Source organism: Bradyrhizobium sp. USDA 3262, from assembly GCF_054060035.1.
Genome location: NZ_JBSSCT010000001.1, coordinates 7,431,406 through 7,448,538 on the forward strand (window position 1 = coordinate 7,431,406; position 17,133 = coordinate 7,448,538).

Annotated in this window: 17 protein-coding genes and 1 riboswitch; of the genes, 12 read left to right on the forward strand and 5 right to left on the reverse strand. The window is 64.8% G+C overall.

Translation table 11 applies throughout. The features are described 5' to 3' along the window. Window positions 1-12: 12 nt before the first annotated feature. Window positions 13-3,081: an alpha-mannosidase gene (locus tag ACVWYP_RS35180; protein ID WP_304496477.1), complete on the reverse strand. Its 3,069-nt coding sequence runs from the start codon at window positions 3,079-3,081 to the stop codon at window positions 13-15. Window positions 3,082-3,304: 223 nt separating this feature from the next. Further along, window positions 3,305-3,844 carry a PRC-barrel domain-containing protein gene (locus ACVWYP_RS35185; protein ID WP_028344227.1) on the reverse strand — a complete coding sequence of 180 codons (540 nt, stop codon included), beginning with the start codon at window positions 3,842-3,844 and terminating at the stop codon, window positions 3,305-3,307. On the opposite strand from ACVWYP_RS35185, the gene ACVWYP_RS35190 reads away from it, so the two are divergent. Then, window positions 3,828-4,088 (forward strand): hypothetical protein, encoded by a 261-nt coding sequence (locus ACVWYP_RS35190; RefSeq protein WP_304496478.1) that lies wholly within the window; start codon window positions 3,828-3,830, stop codon window positions 4,086-4,088. The genes ACVWYP_RS35185 and ACVWYP_RS35190 overlap by 17 nt on opposite strands. Window positions 4,089-4,202: 114 nt before the next feature. On the opposite strand, the gene ACVWYP_RS35195 is transcribed toward ACVWYP_RS35190, so the two are convergent. Next, window positions 4,203-4,580 (reverse strand): PRC-barrel domain-containing protein, encoded by a 378-nt coding sequence (locus ACVWYP_RS35195; RefSeq protein ID WP_304496479.1) that lies wholly within the window; start codon window positions 4,578-4,580, stop codon window positions 4,203-4,205. 270 nt (window positions 4,581-4,850) lie between these two features. Here ACVWYP_RS35195 and ACVWYP_RS35200 point away from each other — a divergent pair, with 270 nt between their 5' ends. After that, window positions 4,851-5,588, forward strand: coding sequence for a response regulator (locus ACVWYP_RS35200; RefSeq protein ID WP_018273044.1), 738 nt, complete (start codon window positions 4,851-4,853; stop codon window positions 5,586-5,588). 2 nt (window positions 5,589-5,590) lie between these two features. Beyond that, window positions 5,591-6,949 (forward strand): ATP-binding protein, encoded by a 1,359-nt coding sequence (locus tag ACVWYP_RS35205; RefSeq protein WP_304496480.1) that lies wholly within the window; start codon window positions 5,591-5,593, stop codon window positions 6,947-6,949. A gap of 26 nt (window positions 6,950-6,975) precedes the next feature. Here ACVWYP_RS35205 and ACVWYP_RS35210 read toward each other — a convergent pair whose 3' ends face one another. Further along, on the reverse strand, window positions 6,976-7,173 hold the full coding sequence (locus ACVWYP_RS35210) for a hypothetical protein (protein WP_016840916.1): 198 nt from the start codon (window positions 7,171-7,173) through the stop codon (window positions 6,976-6,978). 370 nt (window positions 7,174-7,543) lie between these two features. Between ACVWYP_RS35210 and ACVWYP_RS35215 the strand changes: the two genes are divergently transcribed. The 7 genes from ACVWYP_RS35215 to ACVWYP_RS35245 all read left to right on the forward strand — a co-directional run bounded on the left by ACVWYP_RS35215 (window position 7,544) and on the right by ACVWYP_RS35245 (window position 14,006). Next, on the forward strand, window positions 7,544-8,068 hold the full coding sequence (locus ACVWYP_RS35215) for a lytic transglycosylase domain-containing protein (RefSeq protein WP_304496481.1): 525 nt from the start codon (window positions 7,544-7,546) through the stop codon (window positions 8,066-8,068). A gap of 171 nt (window positions 8,069-8,239) precedes the next feature. After that, window positions 8,240-8,380, forward strand: a riboswitch (TPP riboswitch). Then, on the forward strand, window positions 8,368-9,393 hold the full coding sequence (locus tag ACVWYP_RS35220; RefSeq protein ID WP_304496482.1) for an FAD-dependent oxidoreductase: 1,026 nt from the start codon (window positions 8,368-8,370) through the stop codon (window positions 9,391-9,393). It overlaps the preceding riboswitch by 13 nt. After that, a complete protein-coding gene (thiS, locus tag ACVWYP_RS35225) occupies window positions 9,384-9,581 on the forward strand; it encodes a sulfur carrier protein ThiS (protein WP_304496483.1) in 198 nt (65 codons plus the stop codon). The genes ACVWYP_RS35220 and thiS overlap by 10 nt, the downstream gene beginning before the upstream one ends. A 206-nt stretch (window positions 9,582-9,787) precedes the next feature. After that, a complete protein-coding gene (locus tag ACVWYP_RS35230) occupies window positions 9,788-10,570 on the forward strand; it encodes a thiazole synthase (protein ID WP_304496484.1) in 783 nt (260 codons plus the stop codon). Beyond that, on the forward strand, window positions 10,557-11,165 hold the full coding sequence (locus ACVWYP_RS35235; RefSeq protein ID WP_304496485.1) for a thiamine phosphate synthase: 609 nt from the start codon (window positions 10,557-10,559) through the stop codon (window positions 11,163-11,165). The genes ACVWYP_RS35230 and ACVWYP_RS35235 overlap by 14 nt, the downstream gene beginning before the upstream one ends. Window positions 11,166-11,323: 158 nt before the next feature. Further along, window positions 11,324-13,222, forward strand: coding sequence for a phosphomethylpyrimidine synthase ThiC (gene thiC / locus ACVWYP_RS35240; RefSeq protein ID WP_304496486.1), 1,899 nt, complete (start codon window positions 11,324-11,326; stop codon window positions 13,220-13,222). A 376-nt stretch (window positions 13,223-13,598) separates the two neighbouring features. Further along, window positions 13,599-14,006 (forward strand): hypothetical protein, encoded by a 408-nt coding sequence (locus ACVWYP_RS35245; RefSeq protein WP_304496487.1) that lies wholly within the window; start codon window positions 13,599-13,601, stop codon window positions 14,004-14,006. A gap of 104 nt (window positions 14,007-14,110) precedes the next feature. Here ACVWYP_RS35245 and ACVWYP_RS35250 read toward each other — a convergent pair whose 3' ends face one another. After that, entirely contained in the window at window positions 14,111-15,781 is a 1,671-nt protein-coding gene (locus tag ACVWYP_RS35250) for a flavin-containing monooxygenase (protein WP_304496488.1), read from the reverse strand. A gap of 154 nt (window positions 15,782-15,935) precedes the next feature. Between ACVWYP_RS35250 and ACVWYP_RS35255 the strand changes: the two genes are divergently transcribed. Both ACVWYP_RS35255 and ACVWYP_RS35260 read left to right on the forward strand, forming a co-directional pair. After that, a complete protein-coding gene (locus tag ACVWYP_RS35255; RefSeq protein WP_304496489.1) occupies window positions 15,936-16,331 on the forward strand; it encodes a hypothetical protein in 396 nt (131 codons plus the stop codon). Window positions 16,332-16,563: 232 nt separating this feature from the next. Continuing rightward, window positions 16,564-17,079: a mismatch-specific DNA-glycosylase gene (locus ACVWYP_RS35260; protein ID WP_304496490.1), complete on the forward strand. Its 516-nt coding sequence runs from the start codon at window positions 16,564-16,566 to the stop codon at window positions 17,077-17,079. Window positions 17,080-17,133: the final 54 nt, after the last annotated feature.

The window sequence follows — 17,133 nt, forward strand, 5'->3', positions numbered from 1 at the left end:
TCACTGCAAGCACTACGCCTGGAAGACCCGCAGCGTTGCGATCTGGAACGGACGCAGTGCCAGGCGGCATACCCGATCCTCGATCGGCAGGGCCTCGATGCGGTCTTCCAGGGTGTTGCTCATCCACACCGACGCGATGTCGACGCCGAAATCGAGCGCCGCGGCGGCGCGAATGCCTGCGCTCTCGTAGAGTCGCACCACCCAGCCGTCGCCATCCTCGGCGGGCTTGATCGTATCGACGATCACGTTGGCCGGGGACGCGGCCAAAAGCGAATGTCGCAACGGCGCGCGCGGTTTTCCTTTCGTCCACAGCACCGGACGCTCGAACCGCAAGGCGCGCCCGACCGTGTCCGCGCTGCGCCAGTCGCCGCGATGGGGATAGATCGCATAGCGCATCCGGTGCCGCCCGATATCGGCCTGCGGATCGGGCAATTCGGATCCGCGCAGCAGCGTCAGCGCGAGCTGGTTGTCGAACGCCGAATAGCCGTGACGACAGTCGCTGAACAGCGACACGCCGAAATCCGGCTCGGCGATATCGGCCCAGCGATGGCCGGGCACCTCGTACTTGGCCGCATCGGCATCCGTGTTGGCATGCGTCGGTCGCTCGGTTGCGCCGAACATGGTTTCATAGGTTGCGTTGGATGCACGGCAGGCCATCGGGAACATGACCTTCAGCGCCGTCTTGCGCTCCTGCCAATCGACCGTGGTTTCGAATTCGAGATGATCGGCACCGGCATCGAGGCGGATCACCTGCGCGAGCCGGCTCGCACGTCCGAGCCCGCGCTCGAAACGGACCTCGCCGCGCAGTCCGCCATCCGACAGCACGGCGCAGCTCACCTCCCCTGTCACCTCGCGCGCGGTCTCCAGCGCGAACGGATCGATATCCCATGCCTCGAAATCGAGCGGCCGGTCATCGAGCAGCAGCAGCCGGGCTGCCGGTGATGCGAAGGTCTCGCGGCCAGTCGCAACGTGCAGCAGCGACCGAACAAGTCCGCTGCGATCAATGCGCGCTTCGAGCCGCGCGTTCGACAGCACGAATCCGTCCGCATCGGCGGCGACCACAACGCGATCGTCGGTCGTCGTCGTTTCGCCCGCCGCAAACGGCGCGGCGACGATGTGACGAAGCTCGCCGTCGGGGTCGGACGCGACCTCGGCACGCGCGCAGCCCAGCGTGTTGATGGGTGTCCAAGTGCCGCCTTCGGGATCGCACAGTGTCGCCAGCACGGCTTGCGTGCGACGCCCGGCCTCCTCCGCCACGCCGGCGAGTTCGACCTCCGCACGTTCATAGACCTCGCGGATGCTGCTGCCGGGAATGATGTCGTGGAACTGGTTGACCAGCAGCGTGCGCCACAGCGCTTCGATCTCCTGTGCGGATGGCGCCGGTTGCCGGCAGGCAGCCGCGACAGTCGTCACGAATTCGAGTGCCTGAAGGCCGGCCTCGCAAGCGCGGTTGAGGCGCTTGGTCTCGGCCTGCGTGGTGTAGGTGCCACGATGATATTCGAGATAGAGCTCGCCTTCGATCGTCACCAGATCCGGCGCCGATATCGCCAGGCGGTCGAAGAACTCGTCGACGGAGCGAATCTGGATCCGCGGCAGCCCCTGCAAATCCCTTGCGCGCTGCAACGTCTCGAGCATCGTCTCGTCGGCACCGCCGCCGCCGTCGCCATAGCCGAACAGATAGAGTGCGTCGGACGAACGGTCGGCGTCCTTGTAATTGGCGGCGTGATAGCGGAGCTCCGCGACCTGCGCCGATCCGTTGTAGGTGTCCGCCGGAGGGAAATGCGCCAGCACTGTGCTGCCGTCCAGTCCGCGCCAATGGAAGCTGTGATGCGGCGGTGAGGTGAACTTGTTCCACGACAGCTTCTGGGTCAGGAAGCGCGACATCCCCGCCGACTGCATCAGCTGCGGCAGCTGGGCGTCGTAGCCGAACACGTCGGGATTCCAGAACACGCTGGAGCGCACGCCGAACGTTCGCTCGAAATAGCGCTGACCATAGAGGAACTGACGGCAGATCGACTCGCCCCACGGCAGATTGCAGTCCGGCTCGATCCAGCTGCCGCCGACCGGAATCCATTGGCCCGCGGCGGCCTTGGCGCGAATTCGGGCGAACAGGTCAGGGTCATTCTGCTCGATGACGGCGTACTGATAGGCCTGCGAGCAGGCGAACTTGAAATCGGGATAGCGCTCCATCAGCGCCACCGCCGTGGAGAAGCTGCGTTGCGCCTTGCGCCGGGTTTCCGCCAGCGGCCACAGCCATGCCGTGTCGAGATGGGCGTGGCCGATCGCCGACATCTCGTGGGTGATGCTGCCATTTCGTGCCGCGAGCAGGCCGTCGAGGATCGCCCGCGCCGCCGGCCATGTCGCGCGATCGTCGGGATCGGTGATGTTGCAGATACGGTTGAGATCGTGCAGCAGGAGCCCCGCCCAGGTCCGATCCAGCGCCGGCTGCGCCGTCTCGCCGACAGCTCCGTATGACCTCGATTTTGTCGTGGGATCGCGGTCAGCCTCGAGCTGGCGCAGCACTTCGTAGTCGAAATAGAATGCCGAGGCCTCGGGATCGAAGCGGCGCAGCTCGCAGGCGACCAGCGCGTAGGCCTGCGGATCGCTCCAGAACGCGCCGAACAAGCCGTTGCAGGCCACCTCCACATGGAAGCTGACGGTCTCCCCGCCGCGGGCCGACTGAACGAGCGGCGCGGTGTGGCGGCCGGGGTTGAGACCCTGCGAGGAACGTCCGTTGAGCCAAAGCAGCGCTTCCGAGCGGCTGTCCCAATACAGATCCACGCGCGAGCCGGCCCAGGCCTGCGGCACCTCGGCCACGACGTGCACCCAATAAGTCGCCCACAGCGGTCCCAGCGTCTCGCCCAGTGGGACCGCCCGATAATCGAGCTTGAGCGCGTCCTCGAGGCTGATCCGTTCGGTGGGACCGGCAAGCGCGAGCGAAGTGACCGGCACGCGGTCGGCATGAATCTTCTGTTGCAGCCGCTCCGCAAAGCCTTGCAACCGGCGCCGCGTGTATTGCGGGTAGCGGCCGCGAATCCGGGCTACCGCGGGATCGCCGCTCTCGCGGTCCTTGTCATTCATCAGGTTCAGCCATTCAAAGAAGGATTACGTAAGCCCAATTGGTTGATGAAGATTGCAACGGGTCGCTTCGCGGACCTCCCCTCTCCGATATCCTGGAGACGCGCTGTCCGAATTGGATTGCCCGACTTAATCCTTACATTCTTCCCGGATTTTATCCATCGGCCAACAAAAAGCGCGCCCGGCAGCAGCCGGACGCGCTTTTTCTTGCAGGTCGCGATATGCCTTAGTCGGTCGAGTACTTGAACTCAGGCATCGCCTTCAGTTCATCCTTGGACGCGTTGAACACGGCGTGATCCGGATACCAGGGATTCGGCTTCGACGCCGCCGCCGCCGGGGCTGCACCCGTGGTGGTGTTCGTCTTGGCGGTGCCGCCGGTGCTGTTGGACGCGCCGGTATAGGCGATCGGCTCGCTGACGAACTTCACCTTGTCGAGCGGCACGGCGACCAGATGCTCGCCGACGCCAAGGAAGCCGCCGACACCGATCACGACCGCCTTGATCGTACCGCTCTTGTCCATCAGCAGATCGTTGATCGACCCGACGCTCTCGTTCTTGTCGTTATAGACGCTGAGTCCGGCGACCTTCGACGCACGCCAGTTGCCCTTGAACTCGGTCGGCGACGTCGCTGACGTCGATGCCGCTGGAGCCGGCGACGTGGCCGCAGGAGACATCTTGTCGCCCTTGTCGGTTGGCGTCTGCGCAACGGCGACGGTCGCGAGCAGCGCGGTGCCGGCGAGGCCGGCGACGATGGATTTGACCAACATTGATGGCTCTCCTCTTCCAAAATCGATGCTGGGAAAACCCGTCATCTTCGCAACCGTTCCTAACGGACCTGCGATCAAAAGCCGCTTGGATGCCGAGGAACACGATAAGGCGATGCGGCCGACTGGCGGATGGGGACTTTCAGCGCATGGAACGCTGCGCCGCTTGACGAAAGTGATCGTGATCTCTCAACTAAGCTTGCGGTTGAGCCTCACGACTGCGCCGGACGCGCAGTCCATGATGTGACGATGTTTGGCTCACTAAGTCGTCCCGGCGAACCGCGCTCCACAAGCCGCACGCTCGCCCCGCGACCGCATCATCGATCGACGAGCGTCGGCATGCGCGCATGTTGCCGCGCGATCAGAAGCCGCCCCAATAGGGCGGCACGCCGTAGAAGCGATGCAGCTCGACTTCCTGCGAGCGATCGCCCCAATCGAAATCCTTGTCGGCACGGAACGACGGCGCGCGCTTCAGCTCCTCGTCCTCGATGTCGAGCTCATAGGCCTCGAACTTCGGGTTGTAGTGCAGCCGGCCCCAGGGCAGCGGGATCAAATTGGTTCCAATGCCCAGGAAGCCACCGAAGCTCAACACCGCGTACGATACCTTGCCCGAGATCTTGTCGATCATCAGCCGCTCGATATGGCCGATCATGTCGCCATTGGCCCGGCGCACCGCCGTCCCCTCGACCCGGTCGCTTGCAATGAGCTGATGCGGCCTGGTCTCGACCTCGACAGACATCTCACCCTCCCTGACTTGAAAGGGAAATAACGCGTCGCAAGGGGGACGGGTTCCGCCCCCGGATATGACAGCCGCCCTTCCCTTTCTCCGGCTGCCATGGCTGTCCCGGAAGGGTTCTGCCCGCATTCCAGGGCATCAGGATTGATGACAGAACGATAACTTTTCTCCCTGCCGCCGACCTGTTAACCCGGATACCCGGGCAAGATTTCAGACACACACTGAAACAAAATTCCTGAGCCGCTTTCCCCGAATCACGGACAAAAGATCGGTATGACCCAGGCTGCGCCCAATATCCTTGTCGTCGAGGACGACCGCGAGACGCGGTCCCTTATCGCAAAATATCTCCGTACCAATTCCTGTCATGTCACGACCGCCTCCGACGGCCGCGAGATGGCCAAGGCGATGACCGACCACCGAGTGGACCTCTTGGTGCTCGACGTCATGCTGCCCGGCGAAGACGGCCTCAGCCTGTGCCGCAAGGTGCGGGCGGAATCGCAGACGCCGATCATCATGCTGACCGCGCGCGGCGAGGACGTCGACCGCATCCTCGGCCTCGAGATGGGCGCCGACGATTACCTGGCAAAGCCGTTCAACCCGCGCGAGCTGCTGGCGCGGATCAACGCGGTGCTGCGCCGGCAGGCCGCCGCGCGCAACGCCAGCGCGATCGAGGGCGCGACCACGCTGACCTTCCTCGGCTGGCGTATCGACATCCGCCTGCGCGAGCTACGCAACCCCGAAGGCGCGCGCGTCGCCATGACCAGCGCCGAGTTCGACCTGCTGCGCACCTTCTGCGAGCGGCCCGGCCGCGTGCTGTCGCGCGACAGCCTGCTCGACCTGACCCAGGGCCGCAGCGCCGGCTCGTTCGAACGTTCGATCGACGTGCTGGTCAGCCGCATCCGCCGCAAGATCGAGCCCGATCCGCAGGAAGCCACCATGATCAAGACGGTGCGTTCCGGCGGCTATGTGTTCACGCCGAGGGTGGAGGCGGTTGCCGCCACGAACAACTGACCATGAAGCTGCTGCGCGTGCTGAGTCTGCGGGGGATCGGCGCCCAGATGGCGGCGCTGGTCGTCGTTTCGATCGTCGCGCTGCATTTGATCATCACCGCCACCTTCCTGATCCATCGCCCTGATCGGCTGGAGCCTTCGGATCGCTGGCATACCCAGCTCGCCGCCGCCGCGCAGCTGCTCGGGCATGCCCCGGCATCGGAGCGGCCGCGGCTCGTGGCCGACGTCGCCCGCGCCTTCCCGCAACTTGCGATCGGCGACCTGCCGGCCGATGCCGGCGCGCTCACCGAAACCGACGCGCCGAGCCTGCACGCGCTGCGCCGGCTCGGCGCCGGCTATCGCATCTTCCTGCTGCCGCGCGAGGCCGGCGGCACGCCGCATGACGGCGAAATTCGCCGCGTCGCGATCCGCCTGCCCGACGGCGCCATGTTCGCCGCCAACCTGACGCCGGATCAGCACATGCGGCCGTTCTGGGGTGGACCGTGGATGATGACGGTGCTGTTCGCCGTCATCAGCGTCACCCTGCTCGGCCTGTGGGCAGCATGGGCGCTGACCGCGCCGCTGTCGTCCTTCGTCAAGGCCGCCGAGACCTTCAGCCTGAACGGCGCCGCCGCGCCGCTGCCCGAGCGCGGTCCGGAGGAGATCCGTTCGCTGGCCCGGGCGCTGAACCGGATGCGCGAGCGCATCACCGCATTGATCGACGATCGCACCAAGATGCTGGCCGCGATCAGCCATGATCTGCGCACGCCGATCACGCGGATGCGGCTGCGCGCCGAATTCATCGAGGACGAGACCCACCGCCACCGCATGCTGCGCGACCTCGACCAGATGCGCTCGATGCTGGAATCGGTGCTGTCGTTCCTGCGCAACGACCGCAAGCTCGAAGAGATGACGCTGGTCGACATCGCGAGCACGCTGCACCTCGTCACCGATCAGTTCGCCGACATGGGACACAAGGTCAGCTACGCGGGCCCGCAGCACGCGATGGCGACCGCGCGGCCGGCCGACCTGCATCGCTGCATCACCAATCTGGTGGAGAATGCCGTGCGGTTCGGCGGCGAAGTGGCCGTCCGCCTCGACGTCAAGCCCGACCGCCTCGTCGTCGACATCGAGGATGATGGGCCCGGCATCTCGGATGCGCACAAGGCGAGCGTGCTGGAGCCGTTCGTGCGCGGCGACCAGGCGCGCAACATGGATGAGGCCGAAGGCTTCGGCCTTGGTCTGTCGATCGCCAACGCCATCGTGCTCGCGCATGCCGGCACGCTGTCGCTGCACGATCGCAAGCCGCACGGGCTCGTGGTCCGGATCGAATTGCCGGCGCGGCAACAGCAATTGCAGCCGCGGCAGAAATCCGCGGCCTGATCAGCGCAAGCCGATGTGATGAGACGTCAGGCGGCGAGCGGCGTAATTAGCTCCGCTTCCTCGTAGATCGCGATGGCCTCGAAGCGGTAATTGCATGCGCGGCAATTCCACAGGAATGACGTACGGCCTTCGCTGTGCTCCACCCAGTCAGGGCGGGCGATCGGCTTGCCGCATTGCGCGCAGGGATTTTCGCGAGGCAAATAGCCGGTGTCCTGACGGACCATGGCGCATCTCCCGAATGTTGTTTCTTGCGTGCTTGGACAGAGCTGCTGACTGAACGATCGCGCACCCTGTCGTGGATGAAGTCTAGACCTTCATTGATTCGTTTGCACGACAAACTGCTGTGGATAGCGTGCGGCAAAATTAGTCAGAAAAATTACAAGGAAATTGCAGGCCAAGACAATTTTTGGCTGAGACGGTTGAAGCGAACAATTTGAAGCATCATTCGCGCAATCGTCGGCCGGCCCACCGGCATCCGGACAATCACGGACGCATAGCGTTCGCTGATGCGAAGGTTCTGCCACATTCCTGCCCGCTCGCCGTACCAATGAGACCGCAGAACCGACGCGCATCTGAAAGCCCCGAGCGACCGACATGAAGACCGCACAAGCCCTTGGCTGCCTTGCCGCAATCGCGGTGCTGGCGTCCTGCGCGAGCGCGCAGGCGCAATCGCGCGCGCAATATGAGGCGATGGTGGCGGCCGAGGCCCAGGCGAACCTCGTGCCGAAAGAGCTGGTGCATCGCGTCATCGTGCGCGAGAGCAAGTACCATCCGCAGCTGATCGGACGCGGCGGCACCATCGGGCTGATGCAGATCAAGCTCGGCACTGCACGAGGCCTTGGCTACACCGGTACCGCCGAGGGTCTGCGCGATCCCCAGACCAACCTCAAATACGGCATCAAGTACCTCGCCGGCGCCTATCGCGCCGCCAATGGCAATCACGATCGAGCCGTGCGTTATTTCGCGGGCGGGTATTACTACGTCGCAAAGCGCCAGCGCGGCGATCGCCTGAAGGAAGCGAAGCATGGCGGCGCGGGTGCACCGCCGAAGGAGCTCGCCAAGTCGGAGCAAATGACGGCCGATACCGCCGAGCCGAAGCCGGAACAGGCCGAAAAATAGCGCCGATCGCGTCCGGATCGCGCTGATGGGTCCTGCCGTCCGGGACGCGCACCGTTCACACCGCAAATCACGTAATCGTTCCGCTAGCAACCTGGTGTGAAGAGGTGCGGCACCGCAGCGCGCCCGCGTCTGGCATACAAGTTGACACACAAGCCTATCCGCCTACATTAGGGGCGTTCCGAGGGGTGCTCCGAAGGAGGAGCTGAGATACCGCAAGCTTGGACTAGCCAGTAGGCAATAGTCCGGGACCGCGGTGACCCTTTGAACCTGATCCGGGTCATGCCGGCGAAGGGACAGGGATGTATCAGACGTCAAGACCGCGGGGGGATTCCCCCGTCTCCATCATCGGCGCAGGCATAGCCGGCGCCTGGCATGCGCTCTTGCTCGCAGAGGCCGGACGTGCCGTCACCCTGCATGAGCGCAGTGACGCCGCGATGACGGAATCCACAAGCCACTGGGCCGGCGGGATGCTCGCGCCGTGGTGCGAGGCGGAGGCCTCCGAGCCCGTGATCTCCCGGCTCGGCATCCGCTCGCTCGCGCTGTGGCGGCAGCACGTCCCGGAAACCCCGTTCAACGGCTCGCTGGTGGTGGCGCATCCGCGCGACCGAGCCGATTTCGAGCGCTTTGCCCGCCTCACGTCAGGCCATCGCCGGCTCGACGCCGAGGGCGTTCGCGCGATCGAGCCGTCGCTCGAGGGCCGTTTCCGTGACGCCCTGTTCTATCCCGACGAGGGCCATGTCGAGCCGCGCCGTGTGCTGCCGCGGCTGCATGCCGCGATCGCCAAGGCCGGCGGCGCCATCAAGTTCGGCAGCGACACCGAGGCCCAGGATCTGGCTCAAGGTCTCGACGGCCTCGTGATCGACTGCCGCGGGCTCGCCGCACGCGACCGCGAGCCGAGCTTGCGCGGCGTCAAGGGCGAGATGATCATCATCGAGACCTCCGAGGTCGAATTGGCGCGCCCGGTGCGGCTGATCCATCCGCGCTGGCCGCTTTACGTGATCCCGCGCAGCGACGGCCGTTTCATGCTGGGCGCGACCTCGCTCGAGGCCGAGGACAACGGCGTCAGCGTGCGCTCGGCGCTGGAGCTGCTCGGTGCCGCCTATGTCGTGCATCCGGCGTTCGCCGAGGCGCGCATCGTCGAATTCGGCGCCGGCCTGCGCCCAGCATTCCCCGACAATCTGCCGAAAATCAGGATCGAGCAGGAACGCATCACGGTGAACGGACTCTACCGTCACGGCTTCCTGCTGGCGCCGGCGCTGGCCGAGCTGACGCTCGCCTATCTCGCGCGCGGCGAAATCGACAATGAGGTGATGCAATGCGCGTGATCGTCAACGGCGAGCAGCGGGAGATCAGTGCGGCCAGCGTCGACGCGCTGCTGGCCGAGCTCGACTACGAGGGCACGCATTTCGCGATCGCGCTGAACTACGACGTGGTGCCGAAGAGCCGCTGGGCCGACACCGCGCTGAAAGCTGGCGACGAGATCGAGATCATCACGCCGCGGCAGGGAGGGTGATGTGAGTTATTTCGCACACTCCCTCCCCACGTCGTCCCGGCCGAGTGCGCGCTTGCGCACGGAGCCGGGACCCATAACCACGACCAGCAATTGCCGGAAAGAACGTCGCCCCGCGTGCCTCACTGAAGGGCCGCGGCGTATGGGTCCCGGCCTTCGCCGGGACGACGAGTTGAGTGCGGGGCTGAGAGCGGAGAGACACTGACACCATGGTCACCTTCTACGGCAAATCCTTCCCATCCCGCCTGCTGATCGGCACGGCGCTGTATCCCTCGCCTGCGATCATGCAGAACGCGATCCGCGCCTCCGGCGCCAGCATCGTTACGGTGTCGCTGCGGCGCGAAGCGGCGGGCGGCAAGACCGGCGATGCGTTCTGGTCGCTGATCCGCGAGCTCGGCGTCACCGTGCTGCCGAACACCGCGGGCTGCCGCAGCGTGAAGGAGGCGGTGACCACCGCCAAGCTCGCGCGCGAATTGTTCGGCACGCCGTGGATCAAGCTCGAGGTGATCGCCGACAACGACACGCTGCAGCCCGACGTGGTCGGCCTGGTCGAGGCGGCCGGCATCCTGATCAAGGACGGCTTTGAGGTGTTCCCCTACTGCACCGAGGATTTCTCGGTCGCCTCTCGGCTGGTCGACGCCGGCTGCAAGGTGGTGATGCCGTGGGCAGCACCGATCGGCAGCGCCAAGGGCATCACCAACCGCGACGCGCTGAAGCTGCTGCGCGACCGCCTGCCCGACATCACGCTGGTGGTCGACGCCGGCTTGGGGGCGCCATCGCATGCCGCCGAGGCGCTCGAGCTCGGCTATGACGCCGTTCTGCTCAACACCGCGGTCGCCAAAGCTGCCGATCCCGTTGCGATGGCCGATGCTTTCCGCCTCGGCGTCGAGGCCGGCCGCACCGCCTATGAGGCCGGGCTGATGGAAGCCCGCGACTTCGCCTCCCCCTCCACCCCTGTCGTTGGGACCCCGTTCTGGCATGCCGTATCCTGACCCCTTCTATCCCGTCGTCGACAGCATCAAATGGGTCGAGCGACTGACAAACCTCGGCGTCGGCACCATCCAGCTGCGCGCCAAGGAGCTCGACGATGCCGGGGCGCTGCAGATCGTCAGCGATGCGCTGGCAGTGACCAAGGGCACGCCGACAAAGCTCGTCGTCAACGACTATTGGCGCGCGGCGATCGTCGCCGGCGCCGAGCATCTGCATCTCGGTCAGGAAGACCTCGCTGAGGCCGACCTCGCCGAGATCCGCAAAGCGAAATTGACGCTCGGCATCTCCACCCATGACGACGCCGAGCTCGCCACCGCGCTCGCCGCCAAGCCCGACTATGTCGCGCTCGGCCCGATCTTCTTCACCACGCTCAAATCAATGCGGTTCGAGCCGCAGGGCATTCCGAAGATCACCGAGTGGAAGAAGCGGATCGGCGCGATCCCCCTTGTCGCGATCGGCGGCATCAAGTTCGAGCACGCGGCCGAGATCTTCGCCGCCGGCGCGGACTCGATCGCCGTCGTCAGTGACGTCACCCAGAACCCCGACCCCGACGCGCGGGTCAGACAATGGCTCGGCCTCAGCGCGGAGGCCGCGTGATGCACACAATACCCTGCCCATTCCGTCACCCTGAGGAGCGCGGCACGCGCGTCTCGAAGGGTCGACGGCCCGGCTCGTTCATCCTTCGAGACGCGCTTCGCGCTCCTCAGGATGACGAGGTCAACATTTCGCACACGAATTAAAACGGAGGATCCCTCATGAACATCCGCTCCAATCCCGACACCACCCGTCCCGCCGTCACCACCGGCGCGCTGCCCGCCTCGCGCAAGATCTTTGCGGCGCCGGAGGCCGCGCCCGATCTGCGCGTGCCGCTGCGCGAGATCATGCTGTCGGAAGGCGCCGGCGAGCCGAACCTGCCGGTCTACGACACCTCGGGGCCCTACACCGATCCGAACGTCACGATCGACGTCAACGCCGGCCTGCCGCGCAATCGCCTCGCCTGGGTCAAGGAGCGCGGCGGCGTCGAGGAATATGAGGGCCGCACCATCAAGCCGGAGGACAACGGCAATGTCGGCGCCTCCCATGCCGCCAAGGCGTTCACCGCGCACCACACGCCGCTGCGCGGCCTCGACGGCCACAAGATCACGCAGCTCGAGTTCGCCCGCGCCGGCATCATCACCAAGGAGATGATCTACGTCGCCGAGCGCGAGAATCTCGGCCGCAAGCAACAGCTCGAGCGCGCCGAGGCCGCGCTTGCCGACGGCGAAAGCTTCGGCGCTGCGGTGCCGGCCTTCATCACGCCGGAATTCGTCCGCAGCGAGATCGCGCGCGGCCGCGCCATCATTCCCTCCAACATCAACCATGCCGAGCTCGAGCCGATGATCATCGGCCGCAACTTCCTGACCAAGATCAACGCCAATATCGGCAACTCGGCGGTGACCTCGTCGGTCGAGGAAGAGGTCGACAAGATGGTGTGGGCGATCCGCTGGGGCGCCGACACCGTGATGGACCTCTCGACGGGGCGCAACATCCACACCACCCGCGAATGGATTTTGCGCAACTCGCCGGTGCCGATCGGCACGGTGCCGATCTACCAGGCGCTGGAGAAGTGCGACGGCGATCCCGTCAAGCTGACCTGGGAGCTCTACAAGGACACGCTGATCGAGCAGTGCGAACAGGGCGTCGACTATTTCACGATCCACGCCGGCGTGCGCCTCCCTTACATCCACCTCACCGCCAACCGCGTCACCGGCATCGTGTCGCGCGGCGGCTCGATCATGGCGAAGTGGTGCCTCGCGCATCACAAAGAGAGTTTTCTGTACACGCATTTCGACGAGATCTGCGATCTGATGCGCAAGTATGACGTCTCGTTCTCGCTCGGCGACGGTCTGCGCCCGGGTTCGATTGCGGACGCCAACGACCGCGCGCAGTTCGCGGAGCTGGAGACGCTCGGCGAGTTGACGAAGATCGCGTGGGACAAGGGCTGCCAGGTCATGATCGAGGGCCCCGGCCACGTGCCGATGCACAAGATCAAGATCAACATGGACAAGCAGCTCAAGGAGTGCGGCGAGGCGCCGTTCTACACCCTCGGGCCGCTGACGACCGACATCGCGCCGGGCTACGACCACATCACCTCGGGCATTGGCGCGGCGATGATCGGCTGGTTCGGCTGCGCGATGCTCTGCTACGTCACGCCGAAGGAGCATCTCGGCCTGCCCGACCGCAACGACGTCAAGGTCGGCGTCATCACCTACAAGATCGCGGCGCACGCGTCGGATCTGGCCAAGGGCCACCCCGCCGCGCAGCTCCGCGACGATGCGCTCAGTCGTGCCCGGTTCGACTTCCGCTGGGAGGACCAGTTCAACCTCGGCCTCGATCCCGACACCGCGAAGAACTTCCACGACGAGACCCTGCCGAAGGAAGCCCACAAGGTCGCGCATTTCTGCTCGATGTGCGGCCCGAAATTCTGCTCGATGAAGATCACCCAGGACGTCCGCGACTACGCCGCGACGCTCAACGATCCGACGGGCGTCGGGATGTCGGTGTCAGCCACCATCGAGGACGGCATGGCGACGATGAGCGCCAAGTTCAAGGAGATGGGATCTAGCGTATATCTCGATGCGGACAAGGTGAAGGAGAGCAATCGGGTGTTGTGAGGGCTCGCCCTCACCGCTCGTCGTGCCGGGCAACAGCGCGAAGCGCGTCCTCGCGCGAGATGACCCGCGCATCCATCGAAATACGAAAGGCCGGGTGAAAGCCCGGCCTTTTTGCGTCTGGACCGTTCACTTATGATCCAGTGCGTGTGTGCGGCTTGTGGAGGGCCGGTCACGACAGCAGCCGGCCCAGGGCCACCGACCGGTCCGAAGAACCCTTGACCTGGATCAACGAAAAATCGGCCATCTCATGGCTTGCTATGACGCTCAAAAGCGATGAAGGTTGCGTCGGGGATATTACCCTTGCCCTCAAATAGACGATTGAGCGCCAATTCCACGTTCGTCTCGCAGAGAGTCCAATAGCCTAATGACCATTTGATTGGAGAGTTTCATGAGAACCTTCAATGCGGTGCTATTCATACTTCTCGTTGCGCAAGCGGCCTCGGCACAGGCTGCGGATTTGAGCGGAGCCTGGACGATCGACGCCTCGGCTTGCAACCAGGTCTTCACCAAGGAGAACAACAAGCTCGCGTTCAGGAAAGATGCCGATTTCAACGCGGGTGGCCTGATCGTCCAGGGCAAGCAAATCACCGGCACGTTTCAAAAATGCACCGTCAAATCGCTGCATGATGACGGGCAGAATGTTCGCGTGATTGCATCGTGCTCGGACGGCGTCGCGGTTTCGGACGTGTCATTCGACATAAAGCTCTCCGGCGAGAACAAGATCATACTCAGCTCCAAGGAACCGGTGCCCGTGGAGACGCCGTATGTTCGCTGCTCGATGTGATAGTGGTGGCGATGGCCTGAAAACAAAGCTAGTAGCCCGGATGAGCGAAGCGATATCCGGGGTTTCTATCTGACCCGCATATCGCTGCGCTCATGCGGGCTACGCTATGCCGACGCGCCAGTGGCCGCCTCCTGCACGGCGCCACCGGCGATCGCACCAAACTCAATCTCCCGATACCCCTCCGCCGCGACGCCGTTGATGATCCCCAAGAACTTCGGCGTGCCGCCGTTGTAGACGAAGTAGCGGACGGTGCCCTCCTCGTGGCCGGCGACGTTGGAGTTGTAGCCGGTGAACCACGACTTGGCTTTGCGCATCAACATGATCTCGTACATCTTGACGACATGCGCGGTCCAGCGCTGCTGCGCCTCCAGCGTAGCGTCGGCGCGGGTCAGGCCGCGATCCCACATGTATTGCAGCAGATTCGTGCACCAGTTGACGCCGTTCTCGATGCCGCGCGGGAAGTTGGTCGAGGCGGAGGCGCTTTGCGGGCCGGTCGGCATCAACAGGTTCGGGAAGCCGTGCACGAGCATGCCGAGGAAGGTCGACGGCGCATGCTTCCATTTGTCGGCCAGCCGCTCTCCGCCGATGCCGCGGATGTCGATCAGGTCGTAGGCGCCGGTGATGGCGTCGAAGCCGGTGGCGTAGACGATGATGTCGAAATCGTAGTCGCGCGCCGTGGTGCGCAGGCCTTTCTCGGTGACGCGCACCAGCGGCGTATCGCTGAGGTCGACAAGTTGCACATTGTCGCGATTGTACGCCTCGAAATATCGGGTCTCCAGCGGCAGGCGCTGCACGCCAAAGCCGTGATCCCGCGGGATCAGCTTCTCGGCGACATCAGGATCGTTCACGCGCCGGCGGATGCGGCCCGCGATATATTCCGAGAGCTCCGCATTGGCGGCTTCATCCATGAAAATCTCGCGGAAGTTCGCGAGCCAGATGCCGAAGCCGGGCTCGTCGTAGAGCTTGTCCCACAGCTTGAGCCGGTCCTCGCGGCTCACCTCGTAGAAGCCGCGCTTGTCGGGGCCATGCACGAAGCTGCCCGGCGTCAGCGCGCAGGCTGCAAAAATCTCGTCATAACGGGCGCGGATGTCGGCCATCTCCTCAGCGGAGATCGCGGAGTTGTTGAGCGGCGCGCTCCAGTTCGGCCGGCGCTGGAACACCGTGAGCTCGCCGACCTTGTCGGCGATCTCGCCGATCAATTGAATGCCGGTCGCGCCGGTGCCGATCACCGCGACTTTCTTAGCCTTGAGATCGATCGGCTCGTGCGGCCAGTAATAGGTGTGGAACGAGCGGCCCTTGAAGTCGTCGATTCCAGGCACGCGCGGCATGGTCGGCGCCGACAACAGCCCGATCGCGAGCACCACGAAGCGGCAGGTCAGTTCGCGGCCGTCACTGATCCTCAATTGCCAGAGATCGCGCGTCTCGTCGAACTGCATGGTCTCGACCTTGCAATTGAACTGCATGTGCTTGCGCAGGTCGAACTTGTCGGCGACGTAGTTGAGGTAGCGCAAATTCTCCGGCTGGCCCGAGAAGCGCTCCTTCCAGTGCCACTCGTCGAGCAGCTCGCGGGAGAACGAGAAGCCGTAGGTGTAGCTCTCGGAATCGAAGCGGCAGCCCGGATAGCGGTTCCAGTACCAGGTGCCGCCGAGATCGGGCGCGGCTTCGAGCACCGTGGCGTCGATGCCGAGATCGGCCAGCCGCTTGATCTGGTAGATGCCGGCGACGCCGGCACCGACCACGATCACCTCGTAATGGGTTTTCGCCTCTCCCGTCATGTCCGCTCCCGAATTCATCTTGATCTGTTGGGCTGGATTACAGACCGTTTTACCCGGTCAGGCAACCGCGCGAGCGCAGGCGCGACTTGCGTTGAGGCGCTGCCTGCACCACATCGATCACTGCAATTCACCAAGCGCAGTCCGGGCAAGCGACATGACCGACAATCTCACCGGCGTCTGGGACGGCAGCTATGTTCAGCCGAGCGGGATGGTCACGTTCCTGGCGACGCTGATCGACGCTGGCGGCGCGCTCGGCGGCAGCGTGACCGAACCCTGCGTGATGCCGGGCTGTCCGGTCAGCACGCACAATGCCTCGCTCGCGGGTCATCGCTCCGGCAGCGCCGTTACGTTCGTCAAACGCTACGAGCCGCCGGGCTACGGCTACGACACCGTGCACTATGAAGGCGCGGTCAACGCCGACGCGACCGAGATCGACGGCCGCTGGAGCATCCGCGGCACGGCGTTCTCGGGCACGTTCCTGATGGTGCGCGCGACCGGACCGTCGCAAGCGGTCACGACGGAAGAAGAGATCAAAGAGCCGGTGCGCTAGCGCGCGATGAAGTTTGCTTGAACGGGTCTGGTGAGACAAACTCGTTCCACCTCGAGACGAGCGAAGCTCGCTCTGAGGTCGGCGCGTAGCGCCGGGTGGGGGCTCTCTCTACGATGCGACCCGCGGAGCGAGGCCCCACCCCAGCCCTTCCCCGCAAGCGGGAGAGGGAGCGCAGCTCCTTCGCGGCTGCTACGCAACTCTGTCTCATCAATGCTCTATTGACCCTTCCGAGATGCCCGATCACAACCTCCACCGCCTCCCCGACCAGCTCCGCGCCAATCTGCGCCTGGTGTTCGTCGGCACCGCGGCCAGCACGCGGTCAGCCGCCGTCGGGCATTATTACGCGCATCCTGGCAACCGGTTCTGGCGCGCGCTGCATGAGGCCGGCATCACGCCGCGGCGCTATCGGCCGGATGAGTTCGCCGCGCTGCTCGCGCTCGGCATCGGCTTCACCGATCTCTCCAAGACCGGCGCCGGGATGGATCACGAAATCAGCAGGCAGTCGTTCGACGTCGTGGGCTTCCGGGCGAAGATCGAGACCTATCGGCCGAGGACCGTCGCCTTCACCAGCAGGAAGGCGGCGAGCCTGTTTTACAACAGGCCGACCAGTGCGCTCCTGCCCGGCCGGCAGCCGCGCATGAGCGGTTTTCCCGAGGTGTTCGTGCTGCCGTCGCCATCAGGCGCGGCGTCCGGGCATTGGACCTTACAGCCGTGGCGCGAGCTCGCCGAGTGGATCACCGAATCGTAGGATGGGTAGAGCCAACGGGTCCGCGCAAAGCGCGGCCCGATGATAAACTCCGCG

Bases quoted from the DNA above. Each gene is read 5' to 3' on its own strand.
- ACVWYP_RS35180 (WP_304496477.1), bottom strand. From the start codon at position 3,081: ATGAATGACAAGGACCGCGAGAGCGGCGATCCCGCGGTAGCCCGGATT.
- ACVWYP_RS35190 (WP_304496478.1), top strand. From the start codon at position 3,828: ATGGATTTGACCAACATTGATGGCTCTCCTCTTCCAAAATCGATGCTG.
- ACVWYP_RS35185 (WP_028344227.1), bottom strand. From the start codon at position 3,844: ATGTTGGTCAAATCCATCGTCGCCGGCCTCGCCGGCACCGCGCTGCTC.
- ACVWYP_RS35195 (WP_304496479.1), bottom strand. From the start codon at position 4,580: ATGTCTGTCGAGGTCGAGACCAGGCCGCATCAGCTCATTGCAAGCGAC.
- ACVWYP_RS35200 (WP_018273044.1), top strand. From the start codon at position 4,851: ATGACCCAGGCTGCGCCCAATATCCTTGTCGTCGAGGACGACCGCGAG.
- ACVWYP_RS35205 (WP_304496480.1), top strand. From the start codon at position 5,591: ATGAAGCTGCTGCGCGTGCTGAGTCTGCGGGGGATCGGCGCCCAGATG.
- ACVWYP_RS35210 (WP_016840916.1), bottom strand. From the start codon at position 7,173: ATGGTCCGTCAGGACACCGGCTATTTGCCTCGCGAAAATCCCTGCGCG.
- ACVWYP_RS35215 (WP_304496481.1), top strand. From the start codon at position 7,544: ATGAAGACCGCACAAGCCCTTGGCTGCCTTGCCGCAATCGCGGTGCTG.
- ACVWYP_RS35220 (WP_304496482.1), top strand. From the start codon at position 8,368: ATGTATCAGACGTCAAGACCGCGGGGGGATTCCCCCGTCTCCATCATC.
- thiS (WP_304496483.1), top strand. From the start codon at position 9,384: ATGCGCGTGATCGTCAACGGCGAGCAGCGGGAGATCAGTGCGGCCAGC.
- ACVWYP_RS35230 (WP_304496484.1), top strand. From the start codon at position 9,788: ATGGTCACCTTCTACGGCAAATCCTTCCCATCCCGCCTGCTGATCGGC.
- ACVWYP_RS35235 (WP_304496485.1), top strand. From the start codon at position 10,557: ATGCCGTATCCTGACCCCTTCTATCCCGTCGTCGACAGCATCAAATGG.
- thiC (WP_304496486.1), top strand. From the start codon at position 11,324: ATGAACATCCGCTCCAATCCCGACACCACCCGTCCCGCCGTCACCACC.
- ACVWYP_RS35250 (WP_304496488.1), bottom strand. From the start codon at position 15,781: ATGACGGGAGAGGCGAAAACCCATTACGAGGTGATCGTGGTCGGTGCC.
- ACVWYP_RS35255 (WP_304496489.1), top strand. From the start codon at position 15,936: ATGACCGACAATCTCACCGGCGTCTGGGACGGCAGCTATGTTCAGCCG.
- ACVWYP_RS35260 (WP_304496490.1), top strand. From the start codon at position 16,564: ATGCCCGATCACAACCTCCACCGCCTCCCCGACCAGCTCCGCGCCAAT.